Origin of the sequence: Rhizobium viscosum (genome assembly GCF_014873945.1) — a bacterium.
In the GTDB taxonomy this organism is placed as follows: Bacteria; Pseudomonadota; Alphaproteobacteria; order Rhizobiales; family Rhizobiaceae; genus Rhizobium; species Rhizobium viscosum.
The window spans coordinates 2,087,641-2,114,559 of the sequence record NZ_JADBEC010000002.1; the positions used below are offsets into that span (position 1 = coordinate 2,087,641).

The window sequence follows — 26,919 nt, forward strand, 5'->3', positions numbered from 1 at the left end:
TCACGCTCCCTTCAGTCGCGGATCGAGCAGCACGTAGCTGACATCGACGATGAAATTGGCGATCAGCATGGTCGCGGTCATGATGAGAAGCTGGCCCTGGATGACGGGATAATCGCGGGCGAGGATCGCCTGGTAGAGAATGTTGCCGAGGCCCGGATAGTTATAGACGACCTCGGTGACCAGCGAGCCGCCGAGGATAGTGCCGATAGCGATCGCGAGGCTGGAAACGGTCGGCAGCAGCGCGTTACGCGCCGCATACCAGAGCATCACATGCCGGTCGGAAAGGCCCTTGGCGCGGGCCATGACGATATAGTCCTCGCCGAGCAGGTTGATCATGTTGTTGCGCATGGTCACGGTGAAGCCGCCGACCAGCACGGTGCAGAGAGTGATCATCGGCAGGATGCCGTGATAGGCGACGCTACCGATATATTGAAAGCTGAAGGCAGGATCGAGCGAGGGATCGGCCGCATAACCGTTCGGGAACCAGCCGAGCGTGAAGCCGAAGAAGAACAGCACGATCAGCGAGGTGACGACGGCCGGTACCGATGTCGCAAAGATCGCGCCGATCGAGACAATAACGTCGAATTTGCTGCCGCGCCGCCAGGCTGCGACGATGCCGAGGAAAGTACCGAGCGCGAAACTGATGATCGTCGCCGTGCCCATCAGGCCGACAGTCCACACCAGCGCATGGCCGAGGACCGAGGTGACCGGCAGCGGGAAATATTTGATCGACCGGCCGAGATCGCCAGTGAAGATGCTGCCGAGATAGGTGAGGTACTGCTGCCAGAGCGGCCCGTCGACGAAGCCGAAGGTGAGCTTCAGCGCCTGCAGGCTTTCCGGCGGCAGTTCGGCGCCCGCACTCGAAAACATGATGCGCACGGGATCGCCCGGCATCAGCCGGGGCAGGAAGAAATTGATCGTCGCTGCCGCGATGAAGGCCGCCAGGTAAAAGGCGAGGCGGCGAAGCAGAAAGGCCATGGGGACTCCGTCAAAACAGAAGCGGCGCTTGCCGCGCCGCTCCTGCCGTTTCCAATGCTTACTTGACCGGCTCAAGCGCCAGCAGGTTCAGAAGACGTGCCGGGTTGGTGCGCGAGATGGACGGATTGACGAAGGGGTTTTCCTTGGTCGACCAGCCAGTGAAGCGCTTGGTGTTGTACTGGTACCAGTTCGGATTGTTGAAGACCGGGATGACAGGCATGTTTTCGGCAACGATGCGCTGCGCCTTGTTCATCGCTTCCTTCTGCTTGTCGAGATCGGCCGTGTGGGTGAACTGGGTGACCAGATCTTCCACTTCCGGGCTGAACCAGCGCTGTGCGGTGAAGCGGGTCTTGCCCTTGTCCGAAGCACTGAAGGCGCGCTTGTAGGGATAGTATGGCGAGGCCGAGGCCGGCAGGCTGTTGATCGCCGCATCGAACTTGCCGTCGATAAGATCGGAGGTCCATACCGCTTCTTCCGGCGTCTCGATCTTGGCATCAAGGCCGACTGCCTGCATGCCTTCGATCGCGATGTTGACCGTGTCGATCCAGTCCGTCCAGGAGTTCGGAACGATGATCGAGAAGGAGATCTTCGAACCGTCAGGATTGTCGCGCAGGCCGTCGCCGTCCTTGTCGACATAGCCGGCTTCGTCGAGCAGCGCCTTGGCGGCATCGGCGTCATAGGCGGCGAACTTGCCGAAGTCGGCCTTGACGGACGGGTCCGCCCAGCTCTTGTAGAGCTCGCCCATCAGGCCCGGATCTTCGTTCAATGTCGGGTAGCCGTAGCCGGCGACATCGATCATCGTCTTGCGGTCCAGCGCCATGGAGACCGCCTGGCGGAACTTCACGTCGTTGAATGCCTTCTTGTTAGCCTCGTTCGAAGTCTCGAGATTGAACAGGAAGGCGACCATGCTGCTCGGCGAATACCAGTAGTGATAATGGTCAGGATCCTTCGAGACATAGACATTGTCGATATCGGGAATGAAGGAGACGCCCCAATCCAGCGTGCCGTCGGCGGTTGCCGTCAGGATCTGGTTGTTGTCCGCAAGCTGCGGGAAGCGCATGCAGTCGACCTTCAGATGCACGGCATCCCAGTAGTTCGGGTTGCGGCACTGGTCGTAGGTCTGGCCGGTGAAGCGCGGCACTTCCGTCAGCGGGCCGCTGCCGACAGGGTTTTCGTTGGCATAGGTGACCGGATCGGCAACGTCCTTCCAGACATGTTCCGGAACAATCGGCAGCTGCGACAATTGCTCGGCGGCAAGCGAGCTTGGATTGGCGAGCGTGAAGCGGACCGTCTGGCCATCGACTGCCTGAACGTCGGTGATGAAGGTCCAGATGCTGACGAAGTCGAGTGCCGGGAACTTCTTCAGATAATCGTAGGTAAACTTGACGTCAGCCGAGGTCAGCGGCTGGCCGTCCGACCACTTCAGGTTCGGGCGCAGCTTGAAGTCGATGCTCTTCAGGTCGTCGGAGAGCTTGAAGCTTTCGGCCAGGCGATAGACCGGCTTGTTGCTGTCGAAGCGGTTGAAGATGACCAGCGGCTCATAGATGAAGTCGAGGGTCGACTGACGCGACGAGGTCTGGTTGAACGGGTTGAAGTTGCGCACCCAAGTCGTTGCCGGCTCGATATTGGCCGTCAGAATGGTTTGCGCCATGGCCGGGCCCGATAGCATCGTCAGGGCCGCAGCCGCTAAAAGATATTTCTTCATTACAAATTCCCCTTTTCTTATGAGGTGAAGAATACGCGCGCTGGTCAGGAGACCAGTGCGCTTGCAAACATCGATTCGACTTCCGCATGGGCAGCGCGATAGTCGATCTTGAGAGTGCCGAGGCGAGCCTTGCCGGCGGCGATACGCTTCTGAGCGGCTTCCGTCAGCGGGCGCGCGGCCTTGGCGGCGGCTTCGCTTTCCTTGACATCGCCGTGGCTGTGCAGCGCGATGTCGAAACCGGCATCGAGAACCTGAGCGACTCGTTCCGGCAGGGTGCCCTGCAGTGACTCCATGAAAATGCAGTCGGAGATCAGCACGCCGTCATAGCCCATGTCGTTGCGGATCACGTCATGCATGATCGGCGAGATGGAGGCCGGCAGTTCTGCGTCATAGGCGGAGTAGACGACATGGGCAACCATTGCCCAGGGCGTGTCCTTCAGCGCTACGAACGGCTTGAAGTCGGTGGCAGTGAGCGTCTCGCGGGAGGCGTCCACGACCGGGCGTTCCTTGTGGGAGTCGAGCGTGGCGCGGCCGTGGCCCGGAATGTGCTTCATGACAGGCATATTGCCGGTTTCGAGCAGGCCATCCACCACTTCGCGGCCGAGAGCAGCGATAAAATCCGGATCCGGGCCGAAGGAGCGGGCGCCGATCACGGCGCTCGTCGTTTCGAAGACGAGATCGAGAACCGGCGAGCAGCCGCTCGAAAGGCCGAGTTCGCTCATCATCGCGCCCATGGCCTGGGTGGAAAGGCGCATCGCCTTCTTGCCGAGGTCGAGATCGCGGCGCGCAAGTTCGGCGAACTGGCCGAAGCTGCGGAAAAGCGGCCAGGGGCCGGCATCCATATGCTGCACACGGCCACCTTCCTGGTCGGTGAAGACAGGCGCGTCGTCGCGGCCGACGGCCTCGCGGAAGCGGTCGATCAGGATCTTCGCCTGTTCCGGATTGCGCAGGTTGCGTCGGCCGACGAAGAGGCCTAGCGGATTGGTTTCGCGGAAGAGGGCGAATTCGTCGTCCGAAAGCGTGGGATTGGGAAGGCCGACGAAGAGAGCGAGCGGGGTCGAGGACACTATTTCAAAACTCCGGTATCAGATGATCATTTCGGCTGGCTTCGCAGCATGCCTTCGTAAATGCCCTTGTCGGGGGCGGGAATTTCGACCGCGCCGGCGGTCTTGACGTAGAAATCGACGGGGCCGGCATCGCCGATGAACGCATAGGCGTGGCCAAGTGTCTTCATGGTCTGCAGGCAGGCGGAAAAGAGCGCGAGGCCGATGCCCTTGCCACGTGCGGCCGGATCAACGCCGGTTGGACCGAAGAAGCCGCGAGCGGTCGTGTCGTAACAGGCAAAGCCGAGCAATTTGCCGTTCTCGACGGCGATCAGGCAGGCAACGGGCTGGCGTGAAAAAGCGACGGTCACTTCGCTCGCCCAGTTTCCGCTGAAATGCTCGCGCGCCCAGCCGGCGACGACGTGAAGTTCCGGTGGCAGAGCCGGACGGATCGTGATGCCGATGGACCCAGCCTTTTCTTTCAGTTCGACGAGCTTCGTGGAATATAAGCTCACAAGCAGGTCCGACACCCGAAGCCCTCCAATTATTCCGTTATTGCGTAATGTATCCCCTTTTAATGACATAACTTTCGATATCTGGGCGGCCATGTCAACAGGCTTTTTGGCAGGCAATCCTTGTTCAACTGAGGGTAGGCAAAACAAAACGGCCCGGTTTGACCGGGCCGTTGGGTGTTGTCGGCTTTGTGATCCGGCTTAGAGCCCGGTGTCTTTCCACAGGGTGTGAAAGTGATGCACGGGTCCGTGGCCGGAGCCGACCGTCAGCTCGTCTGCGGCAGCGACCGCTTGCGCAAGATAGGTTTTCGCAGTTGAAACAGCCGCTTGCGGCGAAGAGCCCTTTGCGAGCTCGGCGGCAAGTGCGCTGGAAAGTGTGCAGCCAGTGCCGTGCGTATTTTTCGTGGGGACGCGTTTCGCCTCGAACCAATGCAGGCCGGAGGCAGTCGCCAATATATCGGGGCTTTCGTCGCTCTCGAGATGACCGCCCTTGACCAGCACGGCAGCAGGGCCGAGCGCTCGCAGGCGCTCGGCTTGCGAGGCCATCTGCTCGCGGCTTTCGGCAACCTCTTCGTGCAGCAGCGCTGCGGCTTCCGGCAGGTTGGGGGTGAGCAGCGTCGCAAGCGGCAGCAGGTGCTTCGTCAGCGCATCGACAGCCTGCGGGTCGAGGAGTGCTGCTCCGCCCTTGGCGATCATGACCGGATCGACGACGATGGGAATGCCGCGATGAGGCGCCAGCACCTCGGCAACTGCTTCGGCAATGCCGGCATTGGCGATCATGCCGATCTTGACCGCGTCGACACGCACATCAGCAAAGACGGCCTTGATCTGCTGGGCGACGAAGTGCGGCGGCACAAGGTGCACGCCCGTCACCCCTTGCGTATTCTGCGCCGTCAGTGCCGTCAGCGCCGCCATACCATAGACGCCGCGCGCCGAGAAAGCCTTGAGATCGGCCTGGATACCGGCACCACCGGATGGATCGGAGCCGGCGATGGACAGGACGTTGCGGATCATCGGCTGGCCTTTCGGATTTCCTCGGCGATGCGAAGGGTCGCGGCCCGAGGATCCGGCGTGCCGCAGATCGCCGAGACGACAGCAAGCCCATCGGCCCCTGCAGCGAAAACGGAAGCGACATGCTCGCTCTTCAAGCCGCCGATTGCAACCGTCGGAACGGGGGCGGTTTTCACCAGTCTCGCCAACCCGTCAAAGCCGATGGGCTGCTTGTGGTCGGTCTTGGTTGGTGTCGCAAATACCGGTCCTATGCCGGCATAATCGACGATGGCTGGGTCGATGGCGGCTGCCAGCGCTTCGCTCTCGGCTGACAGACCGAGGATCATGTCGGGGCCGATCATCGTCCGGGCGGCGGCTGGCCCCATATCATCCTGGCCGATATGGAGCCCGTCGGCGCCGATTGCGATGGCTGCCTCGACGTCGTCGTTGATGACGAGCGAAGCGCCGGTGCCCTTCAGGATCTCCTTCAGCGCCAGGCCGGTCTCGATCATCCTTGCCGTCCCGCCGTGCTTGTCACGAAGCTGCACCATCGTGGCGCCGCCGGCAACGGCAAGCCGCACCGTCTCGACCATGCCGATACGGGCGCAGAGGTCGGGATCGAGGACCAGATAGAGGGAAAGATCGAAGCGTTTCATGCGGCGCTAATCCCGACTTTTGCATCGAGCTTTGCTCCATCGAGCGCGGCGAGCTGATCGAGGAAGCGCCAGGAGAAGGAGCCGGGGCCGGCAGCATCCTTGGCCGCCTCCTCGCCGGCAACTGCGAAGGTAGAAAGTGCGGCAACAGCGGCGGCAAAGGGATCTGCGGGAATGGTGGCGGCAAAGGCGCCAGTCAGGCAGGTGAGCGAGCAGCCGAGCGCAGTCACCTGCGGCATCAGTGGCGAGCCACCTTCAATGCGCAGCGCCTGTGTCCCGTCGGTCACGAAATCAACGACCCCGGTGACGGCGACGACCGCGCCATGCCGTTCGGCAATCAGCCGCGCGGAATCTTCAGCCTGCTCGACCGGGTCACGGCTGTCGACGCCATGGCCGCGGCTCTCGCCGCCGGCAAGCGCGATGATCTCCGAAGCATTGCCGCGGATGATCGTCGGGCGAAGTGCCAGCAGATCGGCAACTGCCCTGCGGCGGAAGGATGTCGCATAATGGGCAACCGGATCAAGGACCCAAGGTTTGCCGCTCGCGTTTGCAGCCTTTGCCGCCGCATGCATGCCGTCGATCCACTGGGTGGAGAGCGTGCCGATATTGACGGTCAAAGCGCCGGCGATTGCGGCAAATTCGCCGGCTTCTTCGGCGGCGTGGACCATGGCAGGGGATGCACCCGCCGCAAGGACCACATTGGCGGCGATGTTCATGGCCACGTAATTGGTGATGCACTGAACGAGCGGTGGCTTCGCGCGCATCGCCGTCAACAGTGCTCCGGGTGTTTTGTTCTCCATAGTACCCCTTTCAGGCGGGGCAGGCGCGGGAACGATCATGCGATGAAGCAGATGGCGACCCGAGCGACTCCCTCCGCCGGCATTATCCGGTTCAGGTTCGAAGGGTGCTTCTCAGCCCGCTTTCGCAAACGGGCGCCCCTGTCTCTCAACAGCACTCTTTCTTGCAGAGAATGGCGTCGCTGTCATCGGCAAAATGACGATTTTGAGACTGAGGTTTTGCCAATACGCACCACGGGCCGCCTGAGCGCCCGTGGTGCAATTTTCAGATGCCGGTTCTTTGGGTTTAAGGTCCGGCTGCTCTGCTCGATCAACGCAGCGGCGCTGGAAGCAGGGTCGTCGTAAAGTCCTGATACGAAACCGGACGCAGGAACCTGTAGATGGCGAGCGTCCCGACGGAGGTCGACCTGCCATCGGCCGTTGCCGGGTAGGGGCCGCCGTGCACCATGGCGGGCGATACTTCGACGCCGGTTCCGAAGCCGTTCACGAGCAGGCGTCCGGCAAGCATTTCCAGCTTGGGAACGAGGCGCTTGGCGTCCTGTTCGTCTTCGTTCGTAATGTGCAGGGCAACGGTCAGCTGGCCTTCGAGACCGTCGAGGACGCGCTCGAGTTCGGCGAGATCACGGCAGCGCACGATAAGGCCGGCTGCACCGAAGACCTCGTCCTGCAGCTCGTGATGCGCGAGGAATGCCGCGGCTGTCGTCTCGAAGAGAGCGGCCGTGCCTTCGAATTCGCTGCCGGGCTTGCCATTGGCAACGAGCCGGACTTCGGGATGCTTTTCCAGCCGGGCAACGCCATCGCAGAATGCCTTGGCGATGGAGCCTGTCAGCATCGTCTGGGCGCCGACATCGGGCAGAAGCTCCCGCGCCTTGGCAATGAAAGTGTCCAGGCCTTCGCTGTCGACGGCGAGAATGAGACCGGGATTGGTGCAGAACTGTCCGGCACCGAGGACAAGCGAGCTTACGAAAGCTGCTGCGATCTCCGGCGCGCGGGTTTTCAGCGCATTCGGGAAGAAGATGACCGGGTTGATGCTGCTCATTTCGGCATAGACCGGGATCGGCTGCTTGCGCTCAGAAGAAATCTTCATCAGCGCAGTGCCGCCGCGGCGCGAACCCGTGAAGCCGACGGCGCGGATTCTGGCATCGGCCACCAATTTCTGCCCGACCTCGAAGCCGGTATCGAAGAGAAGCGCAAACGTGCCGGCATGCAGGCCGGCCTTGGCAACGGCGCGTTGAACGGCGCGGCCGACCAGTTCCGATGTGCCCGGATGCGCGGAGTGGGCCTTGACGACGACAGGGCATCCTGCCGCCAGCGCAGACGCCGTGTCACCGCCTGCGACTGAGAAGGCGAGCGGAAAGTTCGATGCGCCAAAAACGGCGACGGGGCCGAGGGGAACGTTGCGCAGGCGCAGATCGGGCTTCGGAACCGGCTTGCGGGAAGGATCCGCGCCATCGAAACGAAGCTCCTGGAACCGGCCTTCGCGAACCTCCTTCGCAAATAGACGAAGCTGTCCCGTCGTGCGAGCGCGCTCGCCCTCGAGACGTCCGCGCGGAAGCCCGGTTTCCGCCATTGCCCGCACGATCAGCTCGTCGCCGATAGCCTCGATCTCACTGGCAATCGTTTCAAGAAAGGCAGCGCGTGTTTCCAGATCGGTTTCCCGGTAGGAGGCGAAGGCTTCCCATGCGAGCCTGGTCGCCTGTTCGACGTCTTCGGCGGAGGCGCCACCGAACGAGACGGGCAGTGCCGTCCCCGTGGCTGCTTCGACACCGTAGAGCTCGCCACGCGTGCCGCGCTTTTCCGATCCCGCGACGAGCAGGCTTCCATTGATAGTCATGACGGATTTCCTTTCAAACAGACTCGAGCGACGTATATAGGCGTTCGTCTTCTCAATTTCACGACATCTTTCCGCGGTATCGCATCGAAGACGGACATCTCCGGCAGAGGTTTGGTCGCCTTGCCGAACAGGTCGGACGACAGCACATGCAAAAGTAATTTCATGTCGAAATGCCGCCCCTTTTTTACGCTCATTCTCGGGCGGGATTAAACATCGAGGGGGCCACATGAAATACGCATCCGCTGTCTGTGCGGCGTTTACCGCAGTACTGCTCTCCACAACCGCATTGGCGCAAACCGGAACGATCAAGTCGATCCGGCTATCCTCCGGCGGCGTTGCCGAATATGTGCGCAGTCTTGATATCGGAGACGACGGCAACGCCGTCGTCGAAGTGCCGACAGACCAGATGGATGACTTCCTCAAGACCCTCGTTGTATCGGGACCGGCGCCCGTAAAGGGGCTTTCCACTACCGGACCGGGCATGATCGACGAAACATTCAAGGCGCTGCCGATCAAGTCGCAGGACTTGGATTCGGCAGCAGGTGTGCTGAAGGCTCTGAGAGGCGCACCCGTCTCAGCGAATGGCGTGAAGGGGCGCATCGTTGGAGTGGAACCGTCGACCGAAAAGCAGAGGGCGCGGCTGATCGTGCTGCTCGATAGTGGCGCCTTCGACGTTGCCGAGATCGGTGGCGCCATGACCTATAGGCTCGACGATCCCAAAGACGCGGAGATGGTGAGCCGGGCTGCGGAACTGCTGTCAAACGATCGAGTGCAGGGGACGCGCACGGTCACCATTGCGCTCGATGGCAAAGCGTCGACAGCCGTGGACATTTCCTATGTTGTCGCAGCCCCGCTCTGGAAGCCGTCCTACAGGATCATTGTCGACGCCAAAGGCAAAGCGAGGCTGCAGGCATGGGCCGTTCTCGAGAATGCTTCTGGCGAAGACTGGAACGGGGTTTCCATATCCCTGACATCAGGCAAGCCCGTGACACTGCGCCAGAGACTGTATGCAAGAACATGGCCACAACGCGAGGAGGTGCCGGCCGCAGCCGCGTATCTTGATGTAGCCGGTGCCAAGCCTGGCATGATTGGCGGCGCGTTGCTGGACAAGGAGGTCGCCGAGGCTCCCGCTCCTGTCATGGCTGCTGCGGCTGCTGCCGCCACTGCCGACGAGGGCGACGTTGTCGCCAACTTCGACCTTCCAGGCACTTATGACCTGAAGAACGGAGAAACGATTTCCGTGCCGATCCTCGATCATGAGATTGGGGCGGAGTTCGTCGCCCTCTACCGCGAGGGCGCGCAACATCCGGATGCGGCGCTGGTGCTGACGAATGACACGGCTACGTCGCTGCCGCCGGCGGTCGCGGCGGTCTATGACGAAAAGGGGCGCTATGTCGGTGACGCACGCATCGGCAACATGAAGCCGGGCGGGGTGGAAACGGCGACGTTTGCGGCCGATCAGAAGATCGATCAGGAAATGGCAACCACTACGTCAAGCGCCTTCCGAACGGTTGTGGTTAAGGACGGCTATCTCGACGCGACGCTCGAACGTCGCGTGCGAAAGACCTTCACCGCCTGGGGCGCCGACGCAGACAGAAAGTTCATTGCGGAAGATCCTGCTATGGCAGGGTGGGAGCTTGTCTCGTCCGAGGGCGTGGAGGAAACGCCGCAAGGTGCGCGGGCGACGATTGTCGTGCCCGCCGGAAAGAAGGTTTCGATCACTATCGAGTGGCGCATGGTGGAAAACGAAACCCAGGCGATAGCCGATATCGATGACACTGTGATCCTGCAATGGCTCGACGAAAGTCCCTCACCTGATATCGCTGAGAAGCTTCAAGGGCTCGTGACTGCAAGGACCGCGCAGAAGGAGGCGGAGAGAGACCTGTCGACAGTCATGCAGGCTATACAGGACGCAACCTCGGAATCGTCACGGATTTCAGGCATGCTCGTCTCTGTCGGGGACACACCGCTCAAGCAGCAATTCCTTCAGGACCTGACGGAGCAGGAGAAGTCGATCAAGGCGCTACGGGTGCAACGGGACGAGGCACGGGATCGACTTGAGAAGCTGCGCAAGAAGCTTGGGGAGGCGATAGCCCGTCTTTAGGCATGCTGGGGCCACGCTGCTGCCGCTTCTCCTTGCCAATGGCTGATCAGAGCGCGGAAAACCGCGCCTTGACCAGTTCGTGGTCCGAGATTGCAGCGCCATCGGCATCGACGGCTGGAACGGTCACTGCTTCGCTTGCCGCAAGGCCGCGGGTAAACAGCCAGTCGAGCCGGGCAAAGGGCGGCTCGGGCGTGCCGTCCGGGCGCATGCGCTGCGTGAGCGCGAAGTCGTTGGCAGCTTCCCAGTGATAGCCGGCTTCGGCAAGCAGGCCGAACAGCGGCTCGTGTGCTTCCGGTTGGCGGGTCCCGGCGGGAAGGATATTGGTATTGAAGTCGCCGCCGATCACGACGGGCAGATTGCCGGCGAGCTTCTCGACCGCCGCGATCAGCCGGCTCGTCTGCCTGGCGCGATCCTCGACATCCGTCTTGCTTTCCAGATGCACGCTGACGGCAAGGATCGGCCCGACTGCGGTTTCGACCCTTGCTGCAATTGCCATGCGTCCGCCGATCCGGCCCTGACCGTCCTTCGCATTCGTCCACCATGTGCCGCCGTCATCGAGATGGATCAATGCCGCATCAAGCAACGGCAAACGGGAGAGCAGCGCATTGCCGTGGAAGCCGACGGCATTCGTCTCGCCCTTATGCCATTCGCGCTCACGGGAATCTCCGAGACCAAGTTCCACGAATTCCACGCCAAAAGCATAGGACATGCCGAGATCGCGGGCGAGGTCGGCAACAGTGTGCCGGTTGCCAGCGCGCGCCGTGCCGAGATCAGCCTCCGTGAGCAACAGAATATCGGCGCCGCTCTGGCGGACGAGTTCCACGGAAGGAGCATGATATTTTAGGCGTTCGGCGTTCCAAGCAGCGATGACGAGACCGTCACCGATGCTGGCGTCATTGGCAGTTCTTACGACTTCGATCGTCGAAAGCGCCGGCAGGGTCGCCGCAAGCCGGTCATGCTCGGCCTGTGTCGGTTCGGCAGCGCGCGCCTCATCAAAGAACGTGGCTGAGGGTACGGTAAGCCCGTCTACGGCGGCCGCAAGCAGGTTGCGGTCGCCGCTGGCGAGACCAAGAAAGCTCTTCATTTGCATCAGGCTCAGGCGTTGACGGTCACCGCGTTGTTGCGTGCCGGCGCGACGAGCACTTTGCCGGTCTCGGCCGAATAGAGATGGATCGAATCCTGATCGATCGCGATGCCGATCCGGTCGCCAGTCTTCAGCGAAACCGATCCGGTCATGGCGACAGCGAAGGGCAGGCCATCGAAATCGGCATGGACGACACGGCTGGCGCCGAGTTCTTCGATGAAGTCGGCGGTCGCAACAAGTGCCCCCGGTGCATCCGGAGAGACGAGGCGAGCGGCTTCGGCGCGCACGCCGAGAACGACGCGCTGGCCGGCAAGCTGCTTGCCGCGCTCGGACGGAAGGGCGACGGTGCGGCCTTCGTCATAGATGAATACGCCGTTTTCGTTGACGCGGCCTTCCAGCAGATTCATTGCCGGCGTGCCGACGAAGCCGGCGACGAAGCGGCTTGCCGGATAGTGATAGACCTCTTCCGGCGTACCGACCTGTTCGACATTGCCGGCATTCATGACGATGATGCGGTCGGCAAGTGTCATGGCCTCGTTCTGGTCGTGCGTGACGAAGATCGAGGTAGCGCCGAGGCGGCGATGCAGGCGGCGGATTTCCGCACGCATGGCGATACGCAGCTTGGCATCGAGGTTCGACAGCGGCTCGTCGAAGAGGAAGACCTTCGGCTCGCGGATCATGGCGCGGCCCATGGCGACGCGCTGGCGCTGACCGCCCGAGAGGGCTGCCGGGCGGCGCTCGAGGAAGGGCTCAAGGCTGAGTGCCTTGGCGACATCGGCGATCCGGCGGTCGCGTTCGGCCTTCGGCACGCCGGCGACCTTCAGCGCATAGCCGATATTCTCGGCAACGCTCATGTGCGGATAAAGCGCGTAGTTCTGGAAGACCATCGCGCAGCCGCGTTCACGCGGCTCGAGCTGGTTGACCACGCGGCCGTCGATGGCAATTTCGCCGCCGGTGATTTCTTCCAGGCCGGCAACCATGCGCAGCAGCGTGGACTTGCCGCAACCGGACGGACCGAGGATGACGATGAATTCGCCCGACTGGATTTCGAGATCGACGCCATGAACGACGGCGTTCTTGCCATAGTTCTTTTTCACGCCACGGATGGAGATCGGTGCCAAGGGTCTGTTCCTTTCACTTCTCGGTGGAGATAAGGCCGCGCACGAACCAACGCTGCATCAGGATGACGAGGATCAGCGGCGGCGACATGATGATCAATGTTCCGGCCATCGCGACGTTCCAGTCGGGCAGGCCGAATTCGGAAGGAATGAGTGTCTTGAGCTGGGTAACGGCGATGCCGAAATTCGGGTCGGTTGTGATCAGCAGCGGCCAGAGGTACTGGTTCCAGGCCCAGACGAACATGATGGTGAAAAGTGCAATCATGTTCGGGCGAGACAAAGGCAACAGCACGTCCCAGAAGAAGCGGACAGCACCTGAGCCATCCATCTTCGATGCTTCGGCGAGTTCGTCCGGAACCGTCAGGTAGAACTGGCGATAGAGGAAAGTACCCGTCGCGGTGGCGACCATCGGCAGCACGAGGCCCGGATAGGAGTTCAGCAGACCCCATTCAAGCTTGATTTGGATGCCGGTGACCTGTGCGATCAGCCAGGTAATGCCGGTGACGTCGAGGATTGCCTGAAAGGGCTGAAGCGCATTTGCGGCGATCGAATAGGTCGGCACGATGCGCACTTCGAGTGGCAGCATCAGCGTGATGAAGATGATCCAGAAGATCAGATAGCGGCCGCGGAAGCGGAAATAGACGATCGAGAAAGCTGCCATCGCGGAAAGAATGACCTTGCCGGCGCCGACGGTGGCAGCGAAGATGACGCTGTGAAACAGCTTGTTGCCGAGATCGGCACGAACCCAGGCGGTCTGCACGTTCTCCCAGAAATGGCTGCTCGGAACGAGCGGCAGCGGCACGCGGTTGACGGTCTCGAGATCGAGCGTCGATGCAATGATGACGATCATGAATGGCAGGAGCGCAATCACCAGGCCGAGTGCGAGCAGGGTGTAGCAGACGAAGTTGAATATTGGCGTGCGTTCGATCATGTCCGCGACCTCACTTGTAGTGCACGCGCCGCTCGATGAAGCGGAACTGGAAGATTGTGAGCAGGATGACGAGACCCATCAGGATCATGGATTGGGCTGCGGCACCCGAATAATCGAGGCCCCTGAAGCCGTCGAAATAGATCTTGTAGACCATGAGCTCCGTGGCGCGCGCCGGACCGCCCTGGGTCATCACGTCGACGATGCCAAAGGAATCCTGGAAGCTTTCGGTGATGTTGATGACGAGCAGGAAGAACAGCGTCGGGGTCAGCAGCGGCAACTGGATGTCCAGCATGCGCCGCAGCGGCCCCGAGCCGTCCATGGCGGCCGCCTCGATCAGTGAGCGTGGAATGCCCTGCAGCGCCGAAAGGAAGAAGATGAAGTTGTAGCCGATATACTTCCAGGAAAAGGCGACGATCACCGCGATCATGGCATCCTTACCGTCGAGAGCGGGGTTCCAGAGGCCGGGCCAGACGTGGTTGATGACCGATAGGAGACCGGCCTCCGGCGCCAGGATGAAGCGGAAGGCAAGACCGAGGGCGGGAGCGGCAATCGCATAAGGCCAGATAAAGACCGACCGGTAGATCTTGTGGCCGCGCAGTTCACGATCCGTCAGAAGCGCCAGGATGAGCGCCAGACCCATGGCGATAATAGTCGAGCTGAAGCCGAAGATCATGCTGCGGGTGACGGAGTCCCAATAGATCGGATCGCTCAGCAGCTGCTTGAAATTGTCGAAACCGACCCAGGCATTGCCGCCGCCCCATGGCTGCTCGAGCGTGAACGCCCAGTACAGCGCCTGCGCGCTCGGCCAGTAGAAGAAGACAAAGATCAGCAGCAGCATCGGAAATGCGAAGAGAAGGCCGATCGTCGTCGAGGAGAAAGTGACGCGCTTTTCCATGAGTGGTCGTTTTCGTCCTGGTTTGGTTCTGGCGCGGGCGGCGATCTTGCTGCCGCAGCCGGTAGGGAATGTACAAAGACGCACCCGGCGCGCCAGAAGCGGGCCGGGTGCGGCTCATATCAGTCGATTAGGGGAGCTGAACGCCCTTGTAGGTCTGCTGGAAGCGACGCAGGAGCTGGTTGCCGCGGTCAGCGGCAGAGTCGAGCGAAGCCTGTACGTCGGCATTGTTGACGAAGATTGCCTGCAGGCCGTTCGCGATTTCGGTGCGGACCTGGAGCAGGCCACCGAGACGGATGCCCTTGGCAGCGGTGTCCCCAGCCGGCGAAGCGGTCAGGCTCTGAATGGCGAGTTCGCGACCGGCGTAGGGAGCCTTGTCGTAGAAGCCCTGCTTCTTCAGGTATTCGAAGCCCGAGTTACGAACCGGGATGTAGCCGGTAACGGTCGACCAGGTGAGGGCTTCTTCCGGCTTTGCGATGAAGTTGAAGAAGGCAGCGGCAGCCTTGTATTCGGCGTCCGAATGACCCTTCAGAACCCAGAGCGAAGCGCCGCCAACGTAGGAGCTGTGACGGGTTGCATCGCCATAGGTCGGGAGCATGGAAACGCCCCAGTTCATGCCCTGCTTGGCGGTACGGCCGACGTTGCCATGGTCGCCAACGGAGGTCAGGATGACCTGGCAATCGCCAGCGGCGAAGGCTTCGACGAAGGTCTGGCCAACGGCCTTGTTCTTGATGACAGCTTCCTTGGCGTCGTACCAGCCCTTCAGGTCCTTGACGAAGTTGACGAGCATCGGGTTCTTGTTGAACACCAGTTCGGCGTCGAGGCCTTCAAAGCCGTTCTTCTTGGTAGCGATCGGTTCGCCGTTGACGGCTTCGAACTGCTCGATGTACTGCCAGACTTCGTTGTTGGAGATGTCGAAGCCCAGCGGGCAAGCATAGCCTGCGTCCTTCAGAGCCTTGAAATCTTCGCCAGCTTCCTTCCAGGTCGCCGGAGCATGGTCCTTGCCGATCTTGGCGAAGGCGTCCTTGTTCCAGTAGAGCAGAGCCGTCGAGGAGTTGAAGGGGAACGAGTACATCTCGCCCTTCGATGTTGCATAGTAGCCGGCGATGCCGGAGAAGTAGTCGTTCCAGTCAACATTGTAGCCCATGTCCTTCATGAGCTTGTTGGCCGGGTAGTAGGCGCCGGAAAGCATGATGTCGAGCGTGCCGGCATCCGAAACCTGAGCGATGGTCGGCTGCTTGCCAGCGCGGAAGGCAGCGATCGTGTTCTGCAGCGAGGCGTCGTAGGAGCCCTGGCTGGTGCAGACGACTTCGTAGTCGCCCTGGGACTGGTTGAAACGGTCGCACTGTTCCTGAACGCGCTTTGCGATGTCGCCCGAGTTGCCGAACCAGAAGTCGATCTTGGTCTTTTCGGCAGCAGCGGCGGGACCAGCAGCAACGAAAGCTGAAGCGAGAAGGGCGCCTACGGCGCCGAGAAGCTTGGCTTGCATGAGAACCCTCGAAAAATAGGACGCGCCCCCTCTTGAGCGCACGCCCTATTAACTGGTTCAATTTGCGGTAACCAATGAAGTTTCTATGACATGAATAGAGTAGAAAGTTTCTGTCACAAAATATTCATGTCTCAATTTCGTGAACCGTTCATCGAACATCGGTGCCTTTCGTTTCCGAATTCCGCCGAAGCGATCGCCTATATTCCATTTATATAGGAAATATAGCTCAAGAATCAAAAGCCGACTTGTCTATTCAATTCTATTGACAATCATTATTATTGGGTCGTTATCAAAATGTCGCGAAAGCTTGATCGGAAACAACCTGCCATCGGGGAAACTCGACCTCGGAAATAGCTTTGCACAGCTGTGCGTTGATCTGGAAAAATACGACATATGGTGTTCAGTTTACGACATATCGATGATTCCGCCTATTTATTAGGCGATTCCACGAGCGGCGAACCGCGGTTCCAAGTTCTTGTGGTGGGAGTTTCTCGCCGTCGCAGACTCGATTGAAGCCCAGTTATCCGTCATCCGATAGTTTTCCGGCCTCCAGAATGCGTTTTGCGAGTTTCAGATGCGGCAGGTCGAGCATGCGTCCGTCGATCTGGATGACGCCGGTGTCCGGCGAAGCAGCGAAGGCGGCTACGACTTTTTCCGCCCAGCTGATTTCCGATGCGTCCGGCGTGAAGGCCCGGTTGATCGGTTCGACCTGGCTCGGATGGATCGCCATCATTCCCGAGAAACCGTCGCGCCGGGCGCGGGCAGCATAGGCCGCGAGACCGCCGAGATCACGGAAATCGGGATAGACGGTCTCGATGGCGGGAACCGCGGCGGCGTGCGCGCCAAACAGCACCAGAGAGCGGGCGAGCTCATAGGGGGCGGTATAACGTCCATCTGCCTCGCGGGCGGTCGCGGCGCCGATTGCGGCTGGCAGATCTTCCGCGCCCCAGGTTAACCCGCAGAGATGAGAGGTGACGTCCCGGTAACTGCCGATCTCGAAAATGGCGGCCGGCGTTTCAGTCGCGATCGGCAGGATAGAGACCGCGGATGACAGGTGGCTTGCGAGCTGGCGCACCGAAGCCGCGCCCTTAGCCTTCGGTAACATGATCGCGAAGGGGCTGATCTCAGCGAGTGCAACGAGATCATCTTCGCAGGCAGACGTAGCAAGGGGATTGATGCGAATGATAAGCGTCGCATCGGCTGCGCGGCGCGTGACGAAGTCGTGCACGGCGTCTCGCGCCAGCGGCTTGTTCTGGGCGGAAACGGAATCTTCCAGATCGAGGATAACGGCATCGGCGCCAGAGGCGAGCGCCTTGTCGAAACGCTCCGGCCTGTCGCCGGGCACGAAGAGCAGCGAGCGCAGCCTCATGACGGCTTCACCTGCAGCATGGCCGTGCGCAGGCACTGGCAAACGATCTCGTTTCGCTGATTCAGCGTGATATGCTTGAACGTGACGATCCCGGCATCGGGCCGGGAGTTGGAGCGCCGGAGTTCCGTCACCTCGGTTTCCACCCGAAGCGTGTCACCGATGAAAACCGGCTTCGGCATCGTCACCTTGTCGTAGCCGAGATTGGCGACCAGCGTGCCGAGTGTCGTGTCGCCGACCGAGAGGCCGACGGTGAGCGCGAATGTGAAGGTGCCGTTGACGACGATGCGGCCGAATTCCGTACCCGCCGCATAATCGGCATCGAGGTGAAGTGGTTGCGGATTATGGGAGAGTGTCGTGAAGAGCAGGTTGTCGGTTTCCGTGACCGTGCGGCGGATCTCGTGGGCAATCCGGTCGCCGACCGTCCATTCATCGAAGTAACGGCCGGCCATCAGTGCTCTTCCTTCGTGACGCTGACGACGAGCTGGTTTTCCGAGACCCGCGTGCCCACGGAGACCGGCAGTTTGCCGACAATGCCGTCAAAGGGTGCGCGCAGCGTATGCTCCATCTTCATGGCCTCAACCGTCAGCAGCCTGTCGCCCTTGGCAACGCGGTCGCCCTCCGCGACATCGACGGATATGACGAGGCCCGGCATCGGCGAAAGGATCGCGCCATCGCCGGCGCCCTGATGCGCTTCGACTTCGCTGGCGACGGGAAGGCCGATCGGCCAGGCATTGCCGCCATCAAAGAGGACTACGGTATCGCCGGACCTGACGGCATTGGTGTCGAGGCCCGGGCGGACATGCCCCCAATAGAGATGGTCGCCGACGCGGACGCGCGCGCGGCTATCGCTTGTGCCCGCAATGCGCAGGCCGGCGAGGGCTGACCAGGGACCGGTTGCTTCTTTCGCCGCCAATGCTGTCGCTGCCCTGTCGATAGTCGTCTCGTCGGGCTCCTGCGGCAGGAGGGTTTCACCGTGCCGGTCGAGAAAGCCCGTATCGAGCTTTGCCCCGCGGAAATCCGCGTCGGCGGCAATACGGGCGAGCAGGCCGGCATTGGATTTCACCGGCCAGACTTCGATGCTTTCGCAGGCTCTGGTGAGCCTGGCGAGGGCTGCATCGCGATTTGGGCCATGAACGATGATCTTGGCAATCATCGGATCGTAGAAGGCGGTGATCTCGTTGCCTTCCTCGACGCCGCTGTCCACGCGGACATTTTGGGGCAAGCGCAGATGATCCAGGCGGCCGATCGAGGGCAGGTAGCCGGCGGCAGGGTTTTCGGCATAGAGACGGGCCTCGAAAGCCCACCCGTTCATGAGGATATCGTCCTGTGCCTTCGGTAGCGGCTCGCCGGCGGCGACCTTCAATTGCCAGAGCACCAGATCCTCGCCGGTGATAGCTTCGGTGACAGGGTGCTCGACCTGCAGTCTCGTGTTCATCTCCATGAACCAGATGCGGTCTGGGCGCAGGCCCTCCGAGGCGTCGGCAATGAATTCGATCGTGCCGGCCCCGATATAGTTCACCGCCTTCGCAGCACTGACTGCCGCCTCACAGATTGAGGCGCGGGTGGCGGCGTCGAGGCCAGGAGCGGGGGCCTCCTCGATCACCTTCTGGTGCCGGCGCTGCAGCGAGCAGTCGCGTTCGAAGAGGTGGACGCAATTGCCAAAGCGGTCGGCGAAGATCTGTACCTCGATATGGCGCGGATTGGCGATATAGTGCTCGATCAATACGCGATCGTCGCCGAAGGACGAGGCCGCCTCACGGCGGCAGGAGGCGAGCAGTTCGGCAAAGTCTTGCCGCCGATCGACACGGCGCATACCTTTGCCGCCGCCGCCGGCGACAGCCTTGATCAGCACGGGATAGCCCGTCGCATCGGCCTCGGCCGCGAGCCTTTCTTCGCTCTGATCCGCTCCCATATAGCCAGGTGTGACCGGCACGCCGGCGGCCTGCATCAATTGCTTGGCAGCATCCTTGAGCCCCATGGCACGGATCGCGGCAGGTGGTGCACCAACCCAGATGATGCCGGCATTCTCGACCGCTTCGGCGAATTCGGCATTTTCCGACAGGAAGCCGTAGCCGGGATGGATTGCGGCCGCACCCGTTTTGCGAGCAGCCTCCAGTATGCGCTCCTGTGAAAGATAACTTTCGCGAGCGGGCGCGGGGCCGATTGCAACAGCCTCGTCCGCTTCTGCCACGAAGGGCAGGCCGGCATCGGCCTCTGAATAAACAGCAATGGTGCGGATGCCGAGGGTCTTCGCCGTGCGGATGATGCGACGAGCGATTTCACCCCTGTTGGCTATGAGCAAGCTTTCCATCATCGCGCCACCTCACATCCGGAAGACGCCGAAGCGCGGCCCTTTGGGGACCGGCGCATTCAGGCAGGCGGAAAAGGCAAGGCCCAACACATCGCGCGTCTGGCACGGATCGATGATGCCATCGTCCCAGAGACGGGCGGTGGCGTAGTAGGGATTGCCCTCGGCCTCGTAGCCGGCGCGGATCGGCGCCTTGAAAGCTTCTTCGTCTTCGACCGGCCAGCCTTCGCCACGCGCCTCCATCGCATCGCGGCGGATGGTGGCGAGCACAGAAGCCGCCTGCTCGCCGCCCATCACGCTGATACGGCTGTTCGGCCAGGTGAAGAGAAAACGCGGGCGATAGGCGCGGCCGCACATGCCGTAATTGCCGGCGCCGAAACTTCCGCCGATGATGACGGTGACCTTGGGTACGGTGGCAGTCGCAACCGCAGTCACAAGCTTTGCCCCGTCCTTGGCGATCCCGCCGGCCTCGTAGCGGCCTCCTACCATGAAACCCGATATGTTCTGCAGGAACAGCAGCGGCACGCGGCGCTGGCAGGCGAGCTCGATGAAATGCGCGCCCTTCAGCGCGCTTTCGGAAAAGAGCACGCCGTTATTGGCGATGACGGCGACGGGCATGCCCCAGATGCGGGCGAAGCCGCAGACCAGTGTGGTGCCGTAGAGCGGTTTGAATTCGTGCAGTTCCGAACCATCGACGATGCGGCCGATCACCTCGCGCACATCATAGGGCGAGCGTACGTCATCCGGAATGATGCCGCAGAGATCCTCGGGATCGAGTTTTGGCGGACGTGGTGCATGAAGGTCGATGTCGACCGATTTCACAGTGTTGAGGCTGGCGACGATATCGCGCACGAGAAGAAGCGCATGTTCGTCATTTTCGGCAACGTGATCGACAACGCCGGAGCGGCGGCCATGGGTTTCGGCGCCGCCGAGCTCTTCGGCCGAAATGATCTCGCCCGTTGCGGCCTTTACCAGAGGCGGGCCGGCAAGGAAGATCGTACCTTGATTACGCACGATAACCGTCTCATCGGACATGGCAGGCACATAGGCGCCGCCCGCCGTGCAGCTTCCCATGACGCAGGCAATCTGCGGAATGCCTTCGGCCGACATCTGGGCCTGATTGTAGAAGATCGCCCCGAAATGATCGCGGTCGGGAAAGACCTCGGCCTGATGCGGGAGATTGGCGCCGCCACTATCGACTAAATAGATGCAAGGCAGCCGGTTCTGCGTGGCGATTTCCTGAGCCCGCAGGTGTTTCTTGACCGTGAGAGGAAAATAGGCGCCGCCCTTCACCGTCGCGTCATTGGCGACGATCATCACTTCGCGGCCGCAAACGCGTCCGATTCCTGTAATGATCCCGGCACCTGGCGCCTCGTCATTATACATGCCGTTCGCCGCCAGCGTGCCGATCTCCAGAAAGGGGCTGCCGGCATCGAGCAGCAGCTGGATGCGGTCGCGCGGCAGGAGCTTGCCCTTGCCGGTATGGCGCTCGCGCGCTGCCCGCGAGCCACCTTCACGGGTCTTTGCTGAGCGGTCGTAGAGCTTGTCGATCAGTCCCCTGTTATTGATTGTGTTGGTCTTGAAGGTCTCGCTGTCGCGATCGATGTCAGAGGAAATCATCGTCATGATGCGATGAGCTCCCGGCCGATCAGATAGCGGCGAATCTCATTGGTTCCGGCCCCGATATCGTAGAGCTTGGCATCGCGCAGGAAGCGTTCGACCGGCCACTCCTTGGTATAACCGGCACCGCCGAGCGCCTGGATCGCCTCCAGCGACACTTTTACGGCATTTTCGCTGGCAAAGAGGATCGCGGCAGCCGCATCCGAGCGTGTCGTGCGGCCTGCATCACAGGCACGAGCGACGGAATAGACATAGGCGCGAGACGAATTCAGCGCGACATACATATCGGCGATCTTACCTTGCATAAGCTGGAAGTCACCGATCGCCTTGCCGAACTGTTTGCGCTCTCGCACATAGGGCAGCACGACATCGAGGCAGGCCTGCATGATGCCGAGCGGACCGGCGGCAAGCACAGCGCGCTCATAGTCGAGGCCGGACATCAGTATCTTCACGCCGTCGCCTTCCCGGCCCATCAGTGCTTCTGCCGGTACCGCGCAATCCTGAAAGACCAATTCCGCCGTATCGCTACCGCGCATGCCGAGCTTGGAGAGCTTTTTTGAAACGCTGAAACCGGGTGTCCCTTTCTCGATGATGAAAGCCGAAATACCCTTCGGTCCGGCCGCGGGATCGGTCTTCGCGTAGACGACGAGCACATCGGCATGCGGCGCATTGGTGATCCAGAACTTCGTCCCGTTAAGGAGGTAGCGATCGCCCTTGCGTTCCGCCTTGAGCCGCATGGAAACGACATCCGAGCCCGAGCCGGCTTCGGACATGGCAAGTGAACCGACATGTTCGCCGGAAATCAGCTTTGGCAAATAGCGTTGCTTCTGTTCCGGTGTAGCCCAGCGGCGGATCTGATTGACGCAGAGATTGGAATGGGCGCCGTAGCTCAAGCCCACGGAAGCCGAGGCACGCGAGACTTCCTCCATGGCGACGACATGTTCGAGATAGCCGAGACCGGCACCACCGAATTCTTCTTCCACGGTGATGCCGTGCAGACCAAGCGCGCCCATCTGCGGCCAGAGCTGGCGTGGAAATGTGTTGCTTTCATCGATCTCCGCTGCGAGCGGAGCAATCGTATCGGCGGCAAATCGCGCCGTCGCGTCGCGGATCGCGTCCGCGGTTTCGCCGAGCGAAAAATCAAACATGGCATTCCTCCCGCTACAATATGTAGCGCGGGTTGCTGCCGCTTCAAAGCTCCCTCGAACGAAGCCTATTGCCACTGCGCCGATTTCGCCTCCTCGCGGCGGAAGGCGTCGGGGCTCTTGCCCATCCATTTCCGGAAGGCGCGAAAGAAGGCGCTGGGTTCGGAATAGCCGAGCTGCACGGCAATCTCGCCGACGGTTTTCGACGTGTTCATCAGCATATCGATGGCGAGGTCTCGACGGATATCGTCCTTGATGCCGGCATAGCTCTGGCCCTCGTCATGCAGGCGATGGCGGAGCGTCGAGGATGGCAGGCGCATCTCGGCAGCGAGCGTCTGGAAGCTCGACCAGGCGGCGGGAGAACTCTGCGAGAGACGACGGCGCACGGCAGCAGCGATGCCGGCATCATAGCGATAGCGCACGAGGATATTGGCGGGCGCACCCCGCAGAAATTGCTTCAATGCCTGTTCGCTACGCGAAATCGGCAGGTCGAGCAGAGCGTTGTCGAAACCGAGCCGGCTGATCGGCTGCGAGAAACGCACCGGCGCCCCGAAAAAGAGCCGGTAGTCGGCGCCCTGGTTTGGCTCCTCGCATCGGAAATCGACAAGGCGGATCGGGATACGCCGGCCGACAAGCCAGCAGATGATGCCGTGCAGGATGATCCAATAGGTACGATAGGCGAAGGCTGAGCGCGGCTCGCCCGCGTCGCGAAGCTCAATCTGCGCCAGCCCGTCGCGGATGACGAGCGTACCACGCGGATCGTCCAGCACGACGTCGAGGAAACGTAAGGCCCGCCGCAGAGCGTGGCCGAGCGTGGGGGCGTGCAGCACGCAATGGCAGAGCAGGGTGAAACTGCCGCTGCGCATCGGCCGGGCGCCCATACCGAAGAATTCGTCGTCGAGTTCGGCGGCGATTGCTAGCCACAGCGCACCATAGACCTCAGCCGAAACCGGCTGATCGATGTGCGATGGCAGGCCTAGTTTGCTCAGGAGTGGTCCCGTCTGCCTCCCAAGCCTGCGCAGGCTGTCGAGGGCTTCCTCGACAAAGCCGGGCGCTATCATGCGTCGCTCGATTTCAGCCATTACCGCTCCGCCGCCTATGGCAAAACTGGCCACGATAATGCGGCAATTCTGTCATCGCTTGCAATAGGGCGAGGGAATAGAATCCGTGTTCAGGCGGACTCTGGAGGAGATATCTGCCGGGCAGGGAGGAGCGATCCGTGCAAATCCGCGGCGCAAGTTTCATCGTTACTGGTGGCGGCTCAGGACTCGGGGCGGCAACGGCACGCATGCTCATCGAAGCCGGCGGGCGCGTGACGATCGCCGATCTCAATCTCGACGCAGGCGAGGCGATCGCTCGCGAACTGGGACAGGATGCGTGCTTCATCAAGGCCGACGTGACCGATGAAGAGGACGGTGCGGCGGTGATTGCCATGGCCGTGGATGCTTTCGGTCCGCTTCGCGGGCTTATTAACTGCGCCGGCGTGGCGCCGGCCGAAAAGGTCGTCGGCCGCGAGGGACCGCACCGGCTGGAGAGCTTTGCCCGTACGATCGGCATCAATCTCATCGGTACCTTCAACATGATCCGGCTTGCTGCCGTTGCTATCCAGGCTGCCCAGCCGGATGCGGAGGGCGAGCGAGGCGTGATCGTCAATACGGCCTCGGCCGCCGCTTTCGACGGGCAGATTGGTCAGGCAGCCTATGCCGCCTCCAAGGGCGGCGTCGCCGCGATGACGTTGCCGATCGCCCGCGAGCTTGCGCGTCACGGCATCCGCACCGTGTCCATTGCACCGGGCATCTTCGAAACGCCGATGATGGCCGGCATGCCGACGGAGGTGCGGGAAGCACTTGGCAAGAGCGTGCCTTTCCCACCGCGTCTTGGTCATCCGGCGGAATTTGCCGCGCTGGTGCGCCATATTCTGGAAAACAGCATGCTGAACGGCGAGGTTATCCGCCTCGACGGTGCATTGCGCATGGGCGCGCGCTGAGCGTCAGCCCGAGGAGGAAACATGACCCTGCAGGATCCCATCGTCATCGTCGGCGCGGCCCGCACGCCGATCGGCAGTTTTCAGGGTGAACTCAAGGATGCCGCCGCTCCCGAATTGGGCGCGACAGCGATCCGCGCAGCCATTGAGCGCAGCGGAGTCGCGGCTGACGCAATCGAGGAGGTCGTTTTCGGCTGTGTTTTGCCGGCCGGCCAAGGCCAGGCGCCGGCGCGCCAGGCGGCGATCCATGCCGGATTGCCCTTTGCCACGAGCGCCAGCACCGTCAACAAGATGTGCGGCTCCGGCATGAAGGCGGTCATGATGGCCCATGACCTGATTGCGGCGGGAAGCACTTCGGTGGCGGTCGCCGGCGGCATGGAAAGCATGACCAATGCGCCCTATCTCCTTGATCGTGCCCGTGCGGGTTACAGGCTCGGCCACGGGCGGGTCGTGGACCATATGTTCCTCGACGGGCTGGAGGATGCTTATGACAAGGGGCGCTTGATGGGGAGCTTCGCGGAGGATTGTGCCGAAGCCTATCAGTTTACACGCGAGGCGCAGGACGCCTATGCGGTCACGTCGCTGACGCGGGCGCAGAAGGCGATTACCGAAGGCTATTTTGACAGCGAAATCGTGTCCGTGACGGTGAAATCCGGCAAGGCAGATCAGGTGGCAAGCCGTGACGAGCAGCCGGGTAAGGCGAGGCCTGACAAGATCCCGACCCTGAAGCCGGCCTTTCGTGACGGCGGCACGGTTACGGCCGCCAATTCCAGTTCGATTTCCGATGGTGCGGCCGCGCTCGTTTTGATGCGCCGCTCGGAGGCGGAGCGCCGCGACCTCAGGCCGCTTGCCACCATCCTCGGCCATGCCACGCATTCGCAGGCCCCCAATCTCTTCGCCACTGCGCCGATCGGCGCTTTGCAAAAGCTTTCGGATTGCACCGGCCTGCCGCTCTCCGATGTCGATCTCTTCGAGATCAACGAGGCCTTTGCCGTTGTTGCCATGGCGGCGATGCGCGAACTGAACCTGCCGCATGAGAAGGTCAATGTACATGGTGGCGCTTGCGCGCTTGGCCATCCGATCGGTGCGTCCGGAGCCCGTATTCTGGTGACGCTGCTGTCGGCGCTGGAGCGTTACGACCTGAAGCGCGGCATGGCCGCACTTTGCATCGGCGGCGGTGAGGCAACCGCCGTCGCCATCGAGCGGCACTAGGGAAGGAGGAGAGCCGATGATCCTTTCCGAACTTCAACAGCAGATCCGCGATCTCGCCCGCGACTTCGCCCGCGAGCGGCTGGCGCCGGGCGCGGCTAAGCGTGATCGGGAACAGCTCTTTCCGCGCGAAGAGCTGAAGGAGATGGGCGAACTCGGTCTGCTGGGCATGCTCGTGCCTGAGACCTATGGTGGCTCGGATACTGGCGTCATCGCCTATGCTGCGGTACTGGAAGAGATCGCGGCCGGCGACGGACCCTGCTCGACCATCATGAGTGTGCACAGTTCGGTCGGCTGCGTGCCGATCCTGAAATTTGGCAATGAAGAGCAGCGCCAACGTTTCCTGCCGAAGCTCGCCAGCGGCGAGTGGATCGGCGGTTTTGCGCTGACGGAGCCGCAGGCGGGCTCGGATGCCTCGAACCTGAAAACGCGGGCGCGGCGCAACGGCGACCATTATGTGCTCGACGGCGCCAAGCAGTTCATCACCTCGGGCAAGAACGGACAGGTCATCATTGTCTTTGCCGTTACTGATCCGGATGCCGGTAAGAAGGGCATCACCGCCTTCATCGTGCCGACCGATACGCCGGGTTATGAGGTTATCCGCGTTGAGGAAAAGCTCGGCCTGCATTCCTCCGACACCTGCCAGATCGCCTTCACCGAGATGCGCGTTCCGGCCGAGCTCAGGCTCGGTGAGGAGGGCGAGGGCTATCGTATCGCCCTTGCCAATCTCGAAGGCGGGCGGATCGGAATTGGGGCGCAGGCCGTCGGCATGGCGCAGGCGTCCTTCGAGGCGGCGCGCGATTATGCCCGTGAGCGGACTGCCTTCGGCAAGCCGATCTTCGAACACCAGGCCGTGGCCTTCCGGCTAGCCGACATGGCGACGCGGATCGAGGCGGCGCGCCAGCTCGTCTTCCATGCGGCCTCGCTCAGGGAGGCAGGACAGCCATGCCTGTCGGAGGCTTCGATGGCCAAGCTCTTTGCCTCTGAGATGGCCGAGCGCGTCTGCTCCGATGCGATCCAGATCCATGGCGGTTACGGTTACATAGCTGACTATCCGGTGGAGCGTATCTATCGCGATGTGCGCATCTGTCAGATCTATGAGGGAACAAGCGACGTGCAGCGTATGGTGATTGCCCGCAACCTATAACGATAAG

The 26,919-nt window shown here is 61.6% G+C and carries 22 protein-coding genes, 1 pseudogene and 1 riboswitch; of the genes and pseudogenes, 4 read left to right on the top strand and 19 right to left on the bottom strand.

From position 1 onward, the window contains the following. From H4W29_RS30560 to H4W29_RS30595, 8 genes are all read right to left on the bottom strand, one after another. Nucleotides 1-978 (bottom strand): ABC transporter permease, encoded by a 978-nt coding sequence (locus H4W29_RS30560; RefSeq protein WP_183886556.1) that lies wholly within the window; start codon nucleotides 976-978, stop codon nucleotides 1-3. 58 nt (nucleotides 979-1,036) lie between these two features. Further along, on the bottom strand, nucleotides 1,037-2,683 hold the full coding sequence (locus H4W29_RS30565; RefSeq protein WP_192732496.1) for an ABC transporter substrate-binding protein: 1,647 nt from the start codon (nucleotides 2,681-2,683) through the stop codon (nucleotides 1,037-1,039). A 44-nt stretch (nucleotides 2,684-2,727) separates the two neighbouring features. After that, nucleotides 2,728-3,750: a glycoside hydrolase family 3 N-terminal domain-containing protein gene (locus H4W29_RS30570; protein ID WP_192732497.1), complete on the bottom strand. Its 1,023-nt coding sequence runs from the start codon at nucleotides 3,748-3,750 to the stop codon at nucleotides 2,728-2,730. A 26-nt stretch (nucleotides 3,751-3,776) separates the two neighbouring features. After that, nucleotides 3,777-4,256: a GNAT family N-acetyltransferase gene (locus tag H4W29_RS30575; protein ID WP_192732498.1), complete on the bottom strand. Its 480-nt coding sequence runs from the start codon at nucleotides 4,254-4,256 to the stop codon at nucleotides 3,777-3,779. A 183-nt stretch (nucleotides 4,257-4,439) separates the two neighbouring features. Further along, nucleotides 4,440-5,252: a bifunctional hydroxymethylpyrimidine kinase/phosphomethylpyrimidine kinase gene (thiD, locus tag H4W29_RS30580; protein ID WP_192732499.1), complete on the bottom strand. Its 813-nt coding sequence runs from the start codon at nucleotides 5,250-5,252 to the stop codon at nucleotides 4,440-4,442. Beyond that, on the bottom strand, nucleotides 5,249-5,884 hold the full coding sequence (gene thiE, locus H4W29_RS30585) for a thiamine phosphate synthase (RefSeq protein WP_192732500.1): 636 nt from the start codon (nucleotides 5,882-5,884) through the stop codon (nucleotides 5,249-5,251). Before thiE ends, thiD begins: the two co-directional genes overlap by 4 nt. Then, on the bottom strand, nucleotides 5,881-6,681 hold the full coding sequence (gene thiM / locus H4W29_RS30590) for a hydroxyethylthiazole kinase (protein WP_192732501.1): 801 nt from the start codon (nucleotides 6,679-6,681) through the stop codon (nucleotides 5,881-5,883). The genes thiE and thiM overlap by 4 nt, the downstream gene beginning before the upstream one ends. A gap of 51 nt (nucleotides 6,682-6,732) precedes the next feature. Further along, nucleotides 6,733-6,831: riboswitch (TPP riboswitch) on the bottom strand. A gap of 157 nt (nucleotides 6,832-6,988) precedes the next feature. Continuing rightward, nucleotides 6,989-8,512: an aldehyde dehydrogenase (NADP(+)) gene (locus H4W29_RS30595; protein WP_192732502.1), complete on the bottom strand. Its 1,524-nt coding sequence runs from the start codon at nucleotides 8,510-8,512 to the stop codon at nucleotides 6,989-6,991. Between the two features lie 226 nt (nucleotides 8,513-8,738). Between H4W29_RS30595 and H4W29_RS30600 the strand changes: the two genes are divergently transcribed. Continuing rightward, nucleotides 8,739-10,616 (top strand): DUF4139 domain-containing protein, encoded by a 1,878-nt coding sequence (locus H4W29_RS30600; RefSeq protein WP_192732503.1) that lies wholly within the window; start codon nucleotides 8,739-8,741, stop codon nucleotides 10,614-10,616. Between the two features lie 46 nt (nucleotides 10,617-10,662). On the opposite strand, the gene H4W29_RS30605 is transcribed toward H4W29_RS30600, so the two are convergent. From H4W29_RS30605 to H4W29_RS30655, 11 genes and pseudogenes are all read right to left on the bottom strand, one after another. Next, on the bottom strand, nucleotides 10,663-11,700 hold the full coding sequence (locus H4W29_RS30605) for an endonuclease/exonuclease/phosphatase family protein (RefSeq protein ID WP_192732504.1): 1,038 nt from the start codon (nucleotides 11,698-11,700) through the stop codon (nucleotides 10,663-10,665). 11 nt (nucleotides 11,701-11,711) lie between these two features. Further along, on the bottom strand, nucleotides 11,712-12,821 hold the full coding sequence (gene ugpC / locus H4W29_RS30610; RefSeq protein WP_192732505.1) for a sn-glycerol-3-phosphate ABC transporter ATP-binding protein UgpC: 1,110 nt from the start codon (nucleotides 12,819-12,821) through the stop codon (nucleotides 11,712-11,714). A 13-nt stretch (nucleotides 12,822-12,834) separates the two neighbouring features. Beyond that, nucleotides 12,835-13,749 (bottom strand): ABC transporter permease subunit, encoded by a 915-nt coding sequence (locus tag H4W29_RS30615; protein WP_192732506.1) that lies wholly within the window; start codon nucleotides 13,747-13,749, stop codon nucleotides 12,835-12,837. 10 nt (nucleotides 13,750-13,759) lie between these two features. Beyond that, a complete protein-coding gene (locus H4W29_RS30620) occupies nucleotides 13,760-14,644 on the bottom strand; it encodes a carbohydrate ABC transporter permease (protein ID WP_192732507.1) in 885 nt (294 codons plus the stop codon). Nucleotides 14,645-14,771: 127 nt separating this feature from the next. Beyond that, a complete protein-coding gene (locus tag H4W29_RS30625; RefSeq protein WP_192732508.1) occupies nucleotides 14,772-16,130 on the bottom strand; it encodes an extracellular solute-binding protein in 1,359 nt (452 codons plus the stop codon). Between the two features lie 520 nt (nucleotides 16,131-16,650). Then, nucleotides 16,651-17,499 (bottom strand): HpcH/HpaI aldolase/citrate lyase family protein, encoded by an 849-nt coding sequence (locus tag H4W29_RS30630; protein WP_192732509.1) that lies wholly within the window; start codon nucleotides 17,497-17,499, stop codon nucleotides 16,651-16,653. Continuing rightward, a complete protein-coding gene (locus H4W29_RS30635) occupies nucleotides 17,496-17,948 on the bottom strand; it encodes a MaoC family dehydratase (RefSeq protein WP_192732510.1) in 453 nt (150 codons plus the stop codon). Before H4W29_RS30635 ends, H4W29_RS30630 begins: the two co-directional genes overlap by 4 nt. Continuing rightward, nucleotides 17,948-19,813: an acetyl/propionyl/methylcrotonyl-CoA carboxylase subunit alpha gene (locus H4W29_RS30640; RefSeq protein ID WP_192732511.1), complete on the bottom strand. Its 1,866-nt coding sequence runs from the start codon at nucleotides 19,811-19,813 to the stop codon at nucleotides 17,948-17,950. The genes H4W29_RS30635 and H4W29_RS30640 overlap by 1 nt, the downstream gene beginning before the upstream one ends. Nucleotides 19,814-19,822: 9 nt before the next feature. Then, on the bottom strand, nucleotides 19,823-21,433 hold the full coding sequence (locus H4W29_RS30645; RefSeq protein ID WP_192732512.1) for a carboxyl transferase domain-containing protein: 1,611 nt from the start codon (nucleotides 21,431-21,433) through the stop codon (nucleotides 19,823-19,825). After that, entirely contained in the window at nucleotides 21,430-22,575 is a 1,146-nt protein-coding gene (locus H4W29_RS30650; protein ID WP_192732513.1) for an isovaleryl-CoA dehydrogenase, read from the bottom strand. Before H4W29_RS30650 ends, H4W29_RS30645 begins: the two co-directional genes overlap by 4 nt. Nucleotides 22,576-22,640: 65 nt before the next feature. Continuing rightward, nucleotides 22,641-23,709: pseudogene (locus H4W29_RS30655) on the bottom strand (AraC family transcriptional regulator). An 82-nt stretch (nucleotides 23,710-23,791) separates the two neighbouring features. Here H4W29_RS30655 and H4W29_RS30660 point away from each other — a divergent pair. The 3 genes from H4W29_RS30660 to H4W29_RS30670 are packed head-to-tail and all read left to right on the top strand — an operon-like array spanning nucleotide 23,792 to nucleotide 26,912. Beyond that, nucleotides 23,792-24,559: a 3-hydroxyacyl-CoA dehydrogenase gene (locus tag H4W29_RS30660; protein WP_192732515.1), complete on the top strand. Its 768-nt coding sequence runs from the start codon at nucleotides 23,792-23,794 to the stop codon at nucleotides 24,557-24,559. A gap of 21 nt (nucleotides 24,560-24,580) precedes the next feature. Then, complete coding sequence (locus tag H4W29_RS30665) at nucleotides 24,581-25,768, top strand: acetyl-CoA C-acyltransferase (protein ID WP_192732516.1); 1,188 nt, start codon at nucleotides 24,581-24,583, stop codon at nucleotides 25,766-25,768. A 16-nt stretch (nucleotides 25,769-25,784) separates the two neighbouring features. Further along, complete coding sequence (locus tag H4W29_RS30670) at nucleotides 25,785-26,912, top strand: acyl-CoA dehydrogenase family protein (RefSeq protein ID WP_192732517.1); 1,128 nt, start codon at nucleotides 25,785-25,787, stop codon at nucleotides 26,910-26,912. Nucleotides 26,913-26,919: the final 7 nt, after the last annotated feature.

Bases quoted from the DNA above. Each gene is read 5' to 3' on its own strand.
- H4W29_RS30560 (WP_183886556.1), bottom strand. From the start codon at position 978: ATGGCCTTTCTGCTTCGCCGCCTCGCCTTTTACCTGGCGGCCTTCATC.
- H4W29_RS30565 (WP_192732496.1), bottom strand. From the start codon at position 2,683: ATGAAGAAATATCTTTTAGCGGCTGCGGCCCTGACGATGCTATCGGGC.
- thiD (WP_192732499.1), bottom strand. From the start codon at position 5,252: ATGATCCGCAACGTCCTGTCCATCGCCGGCTCCGATCCATCCGGTGGT.
- thiE (WP_192732500.1), bottom strand. From the start codon at position 5,884: ATGAAACGCTTCGATCTTTCCCTCTATCTGGTCCTCGATCCCGACCTC.
- thiM (WP_192732501.1), bottom strand. From the start codon at position 6,681: ATGGAGAACAAAACACCCGGAGCACTGTTGACGGCGATGCGCGCGAAG.
- H4W29_RS30595 (WP_192732502.1), bottom strand. From the start codon at position 8,512: ATGACTATCAATGGAAGCCTGCTCGTCGCGGGATCGGAAAAGCGCGGC.
- H4W29_RS30600 (WP_192732503.1), top strand. From the start codon at position 8,739: ATGAAATACGCATCCGCTGTCTGTGCGGCGTTTACCGCAGTACTGCTC.
- H4W29_RS30605 (WP_192732504.1), bottom strand. From the start codon at position 11,700: ATGAAGAGCTTTCTTGGTCTCGCCAGCGGCGACCGCAACCTGCTTGCG.
- H4W29_RS30615 (WP_192732506.1), bottom strand. From the start codon at position 13,749: ATGATCGAACGCACGCCAATATTCAACTTCGTCTGCTACACCCTGCTC.
- H4W29_RS30620 (WP_192732507.1), bottom strand. From the start codon at position 14,644: ATGGAAAAGCGCGTCACTTTCTCCTCGACGACGATCGGCCTTCTCTTC.
- H4W29_RS30625 (WP_192732508.1), bottom strand. From the start codon at position 16,130: ATGCAAGCCAAGCTTCTCGGCGCCGTAGGCGCCCTTCTCGCTTCAGCT.
- H4W29_RS30630 (WP_192732509.1), bottom strand. From the start codon at position 17,499: ATGAGGCTGCGCTCGCTGCTCTTCGTGCCCGGCGACAGGCCGGAGCGT.
- H4W29_RS30635 (WP_192732510.1), bottom strand. From the start codon at position 17,948: ATGGCCGGCCGTTACTTCGATGAATGGACGGTCGGCGACCGGATTGCC.
- H4W29_RS30640 (WP_192732511.1), bottom strand. From the start codon at position 19,813: ATGATGGAAAGCTTGCTCATAGCCAACAGGGGTGAAATCGCTCGTCGC.
- H4W29_RS30645 (WP_192732512.1), bottom strand. From the start codon at position 21,433: ATGACGATGATTTCCTCTGACATCGATCGCGACAGCGAGACCTTCAAG.
- H4W29_RS30650 (WP_192732513.1), bottom strand. From the start codon at position 22,575: ATGTTTGATTTTTCGCTCGGCGAAACCGCGGACGCGATCCGCGACGCG.
- H4W29_RS30665 (WP_192732516.1), top strand. From the start codon at position 24,581: ATGACCCTGCAGGATCCCATCGTCATCGTCGGCGCGGCCCGCACGCCG.
- H4W29_RS30670 (WP_192732517.1), top strand. From the start codon at position 25,785: ATGATCCTTTCCGAACTTCAACAGCAGATCCGCGATCTCGCCCGCGAC.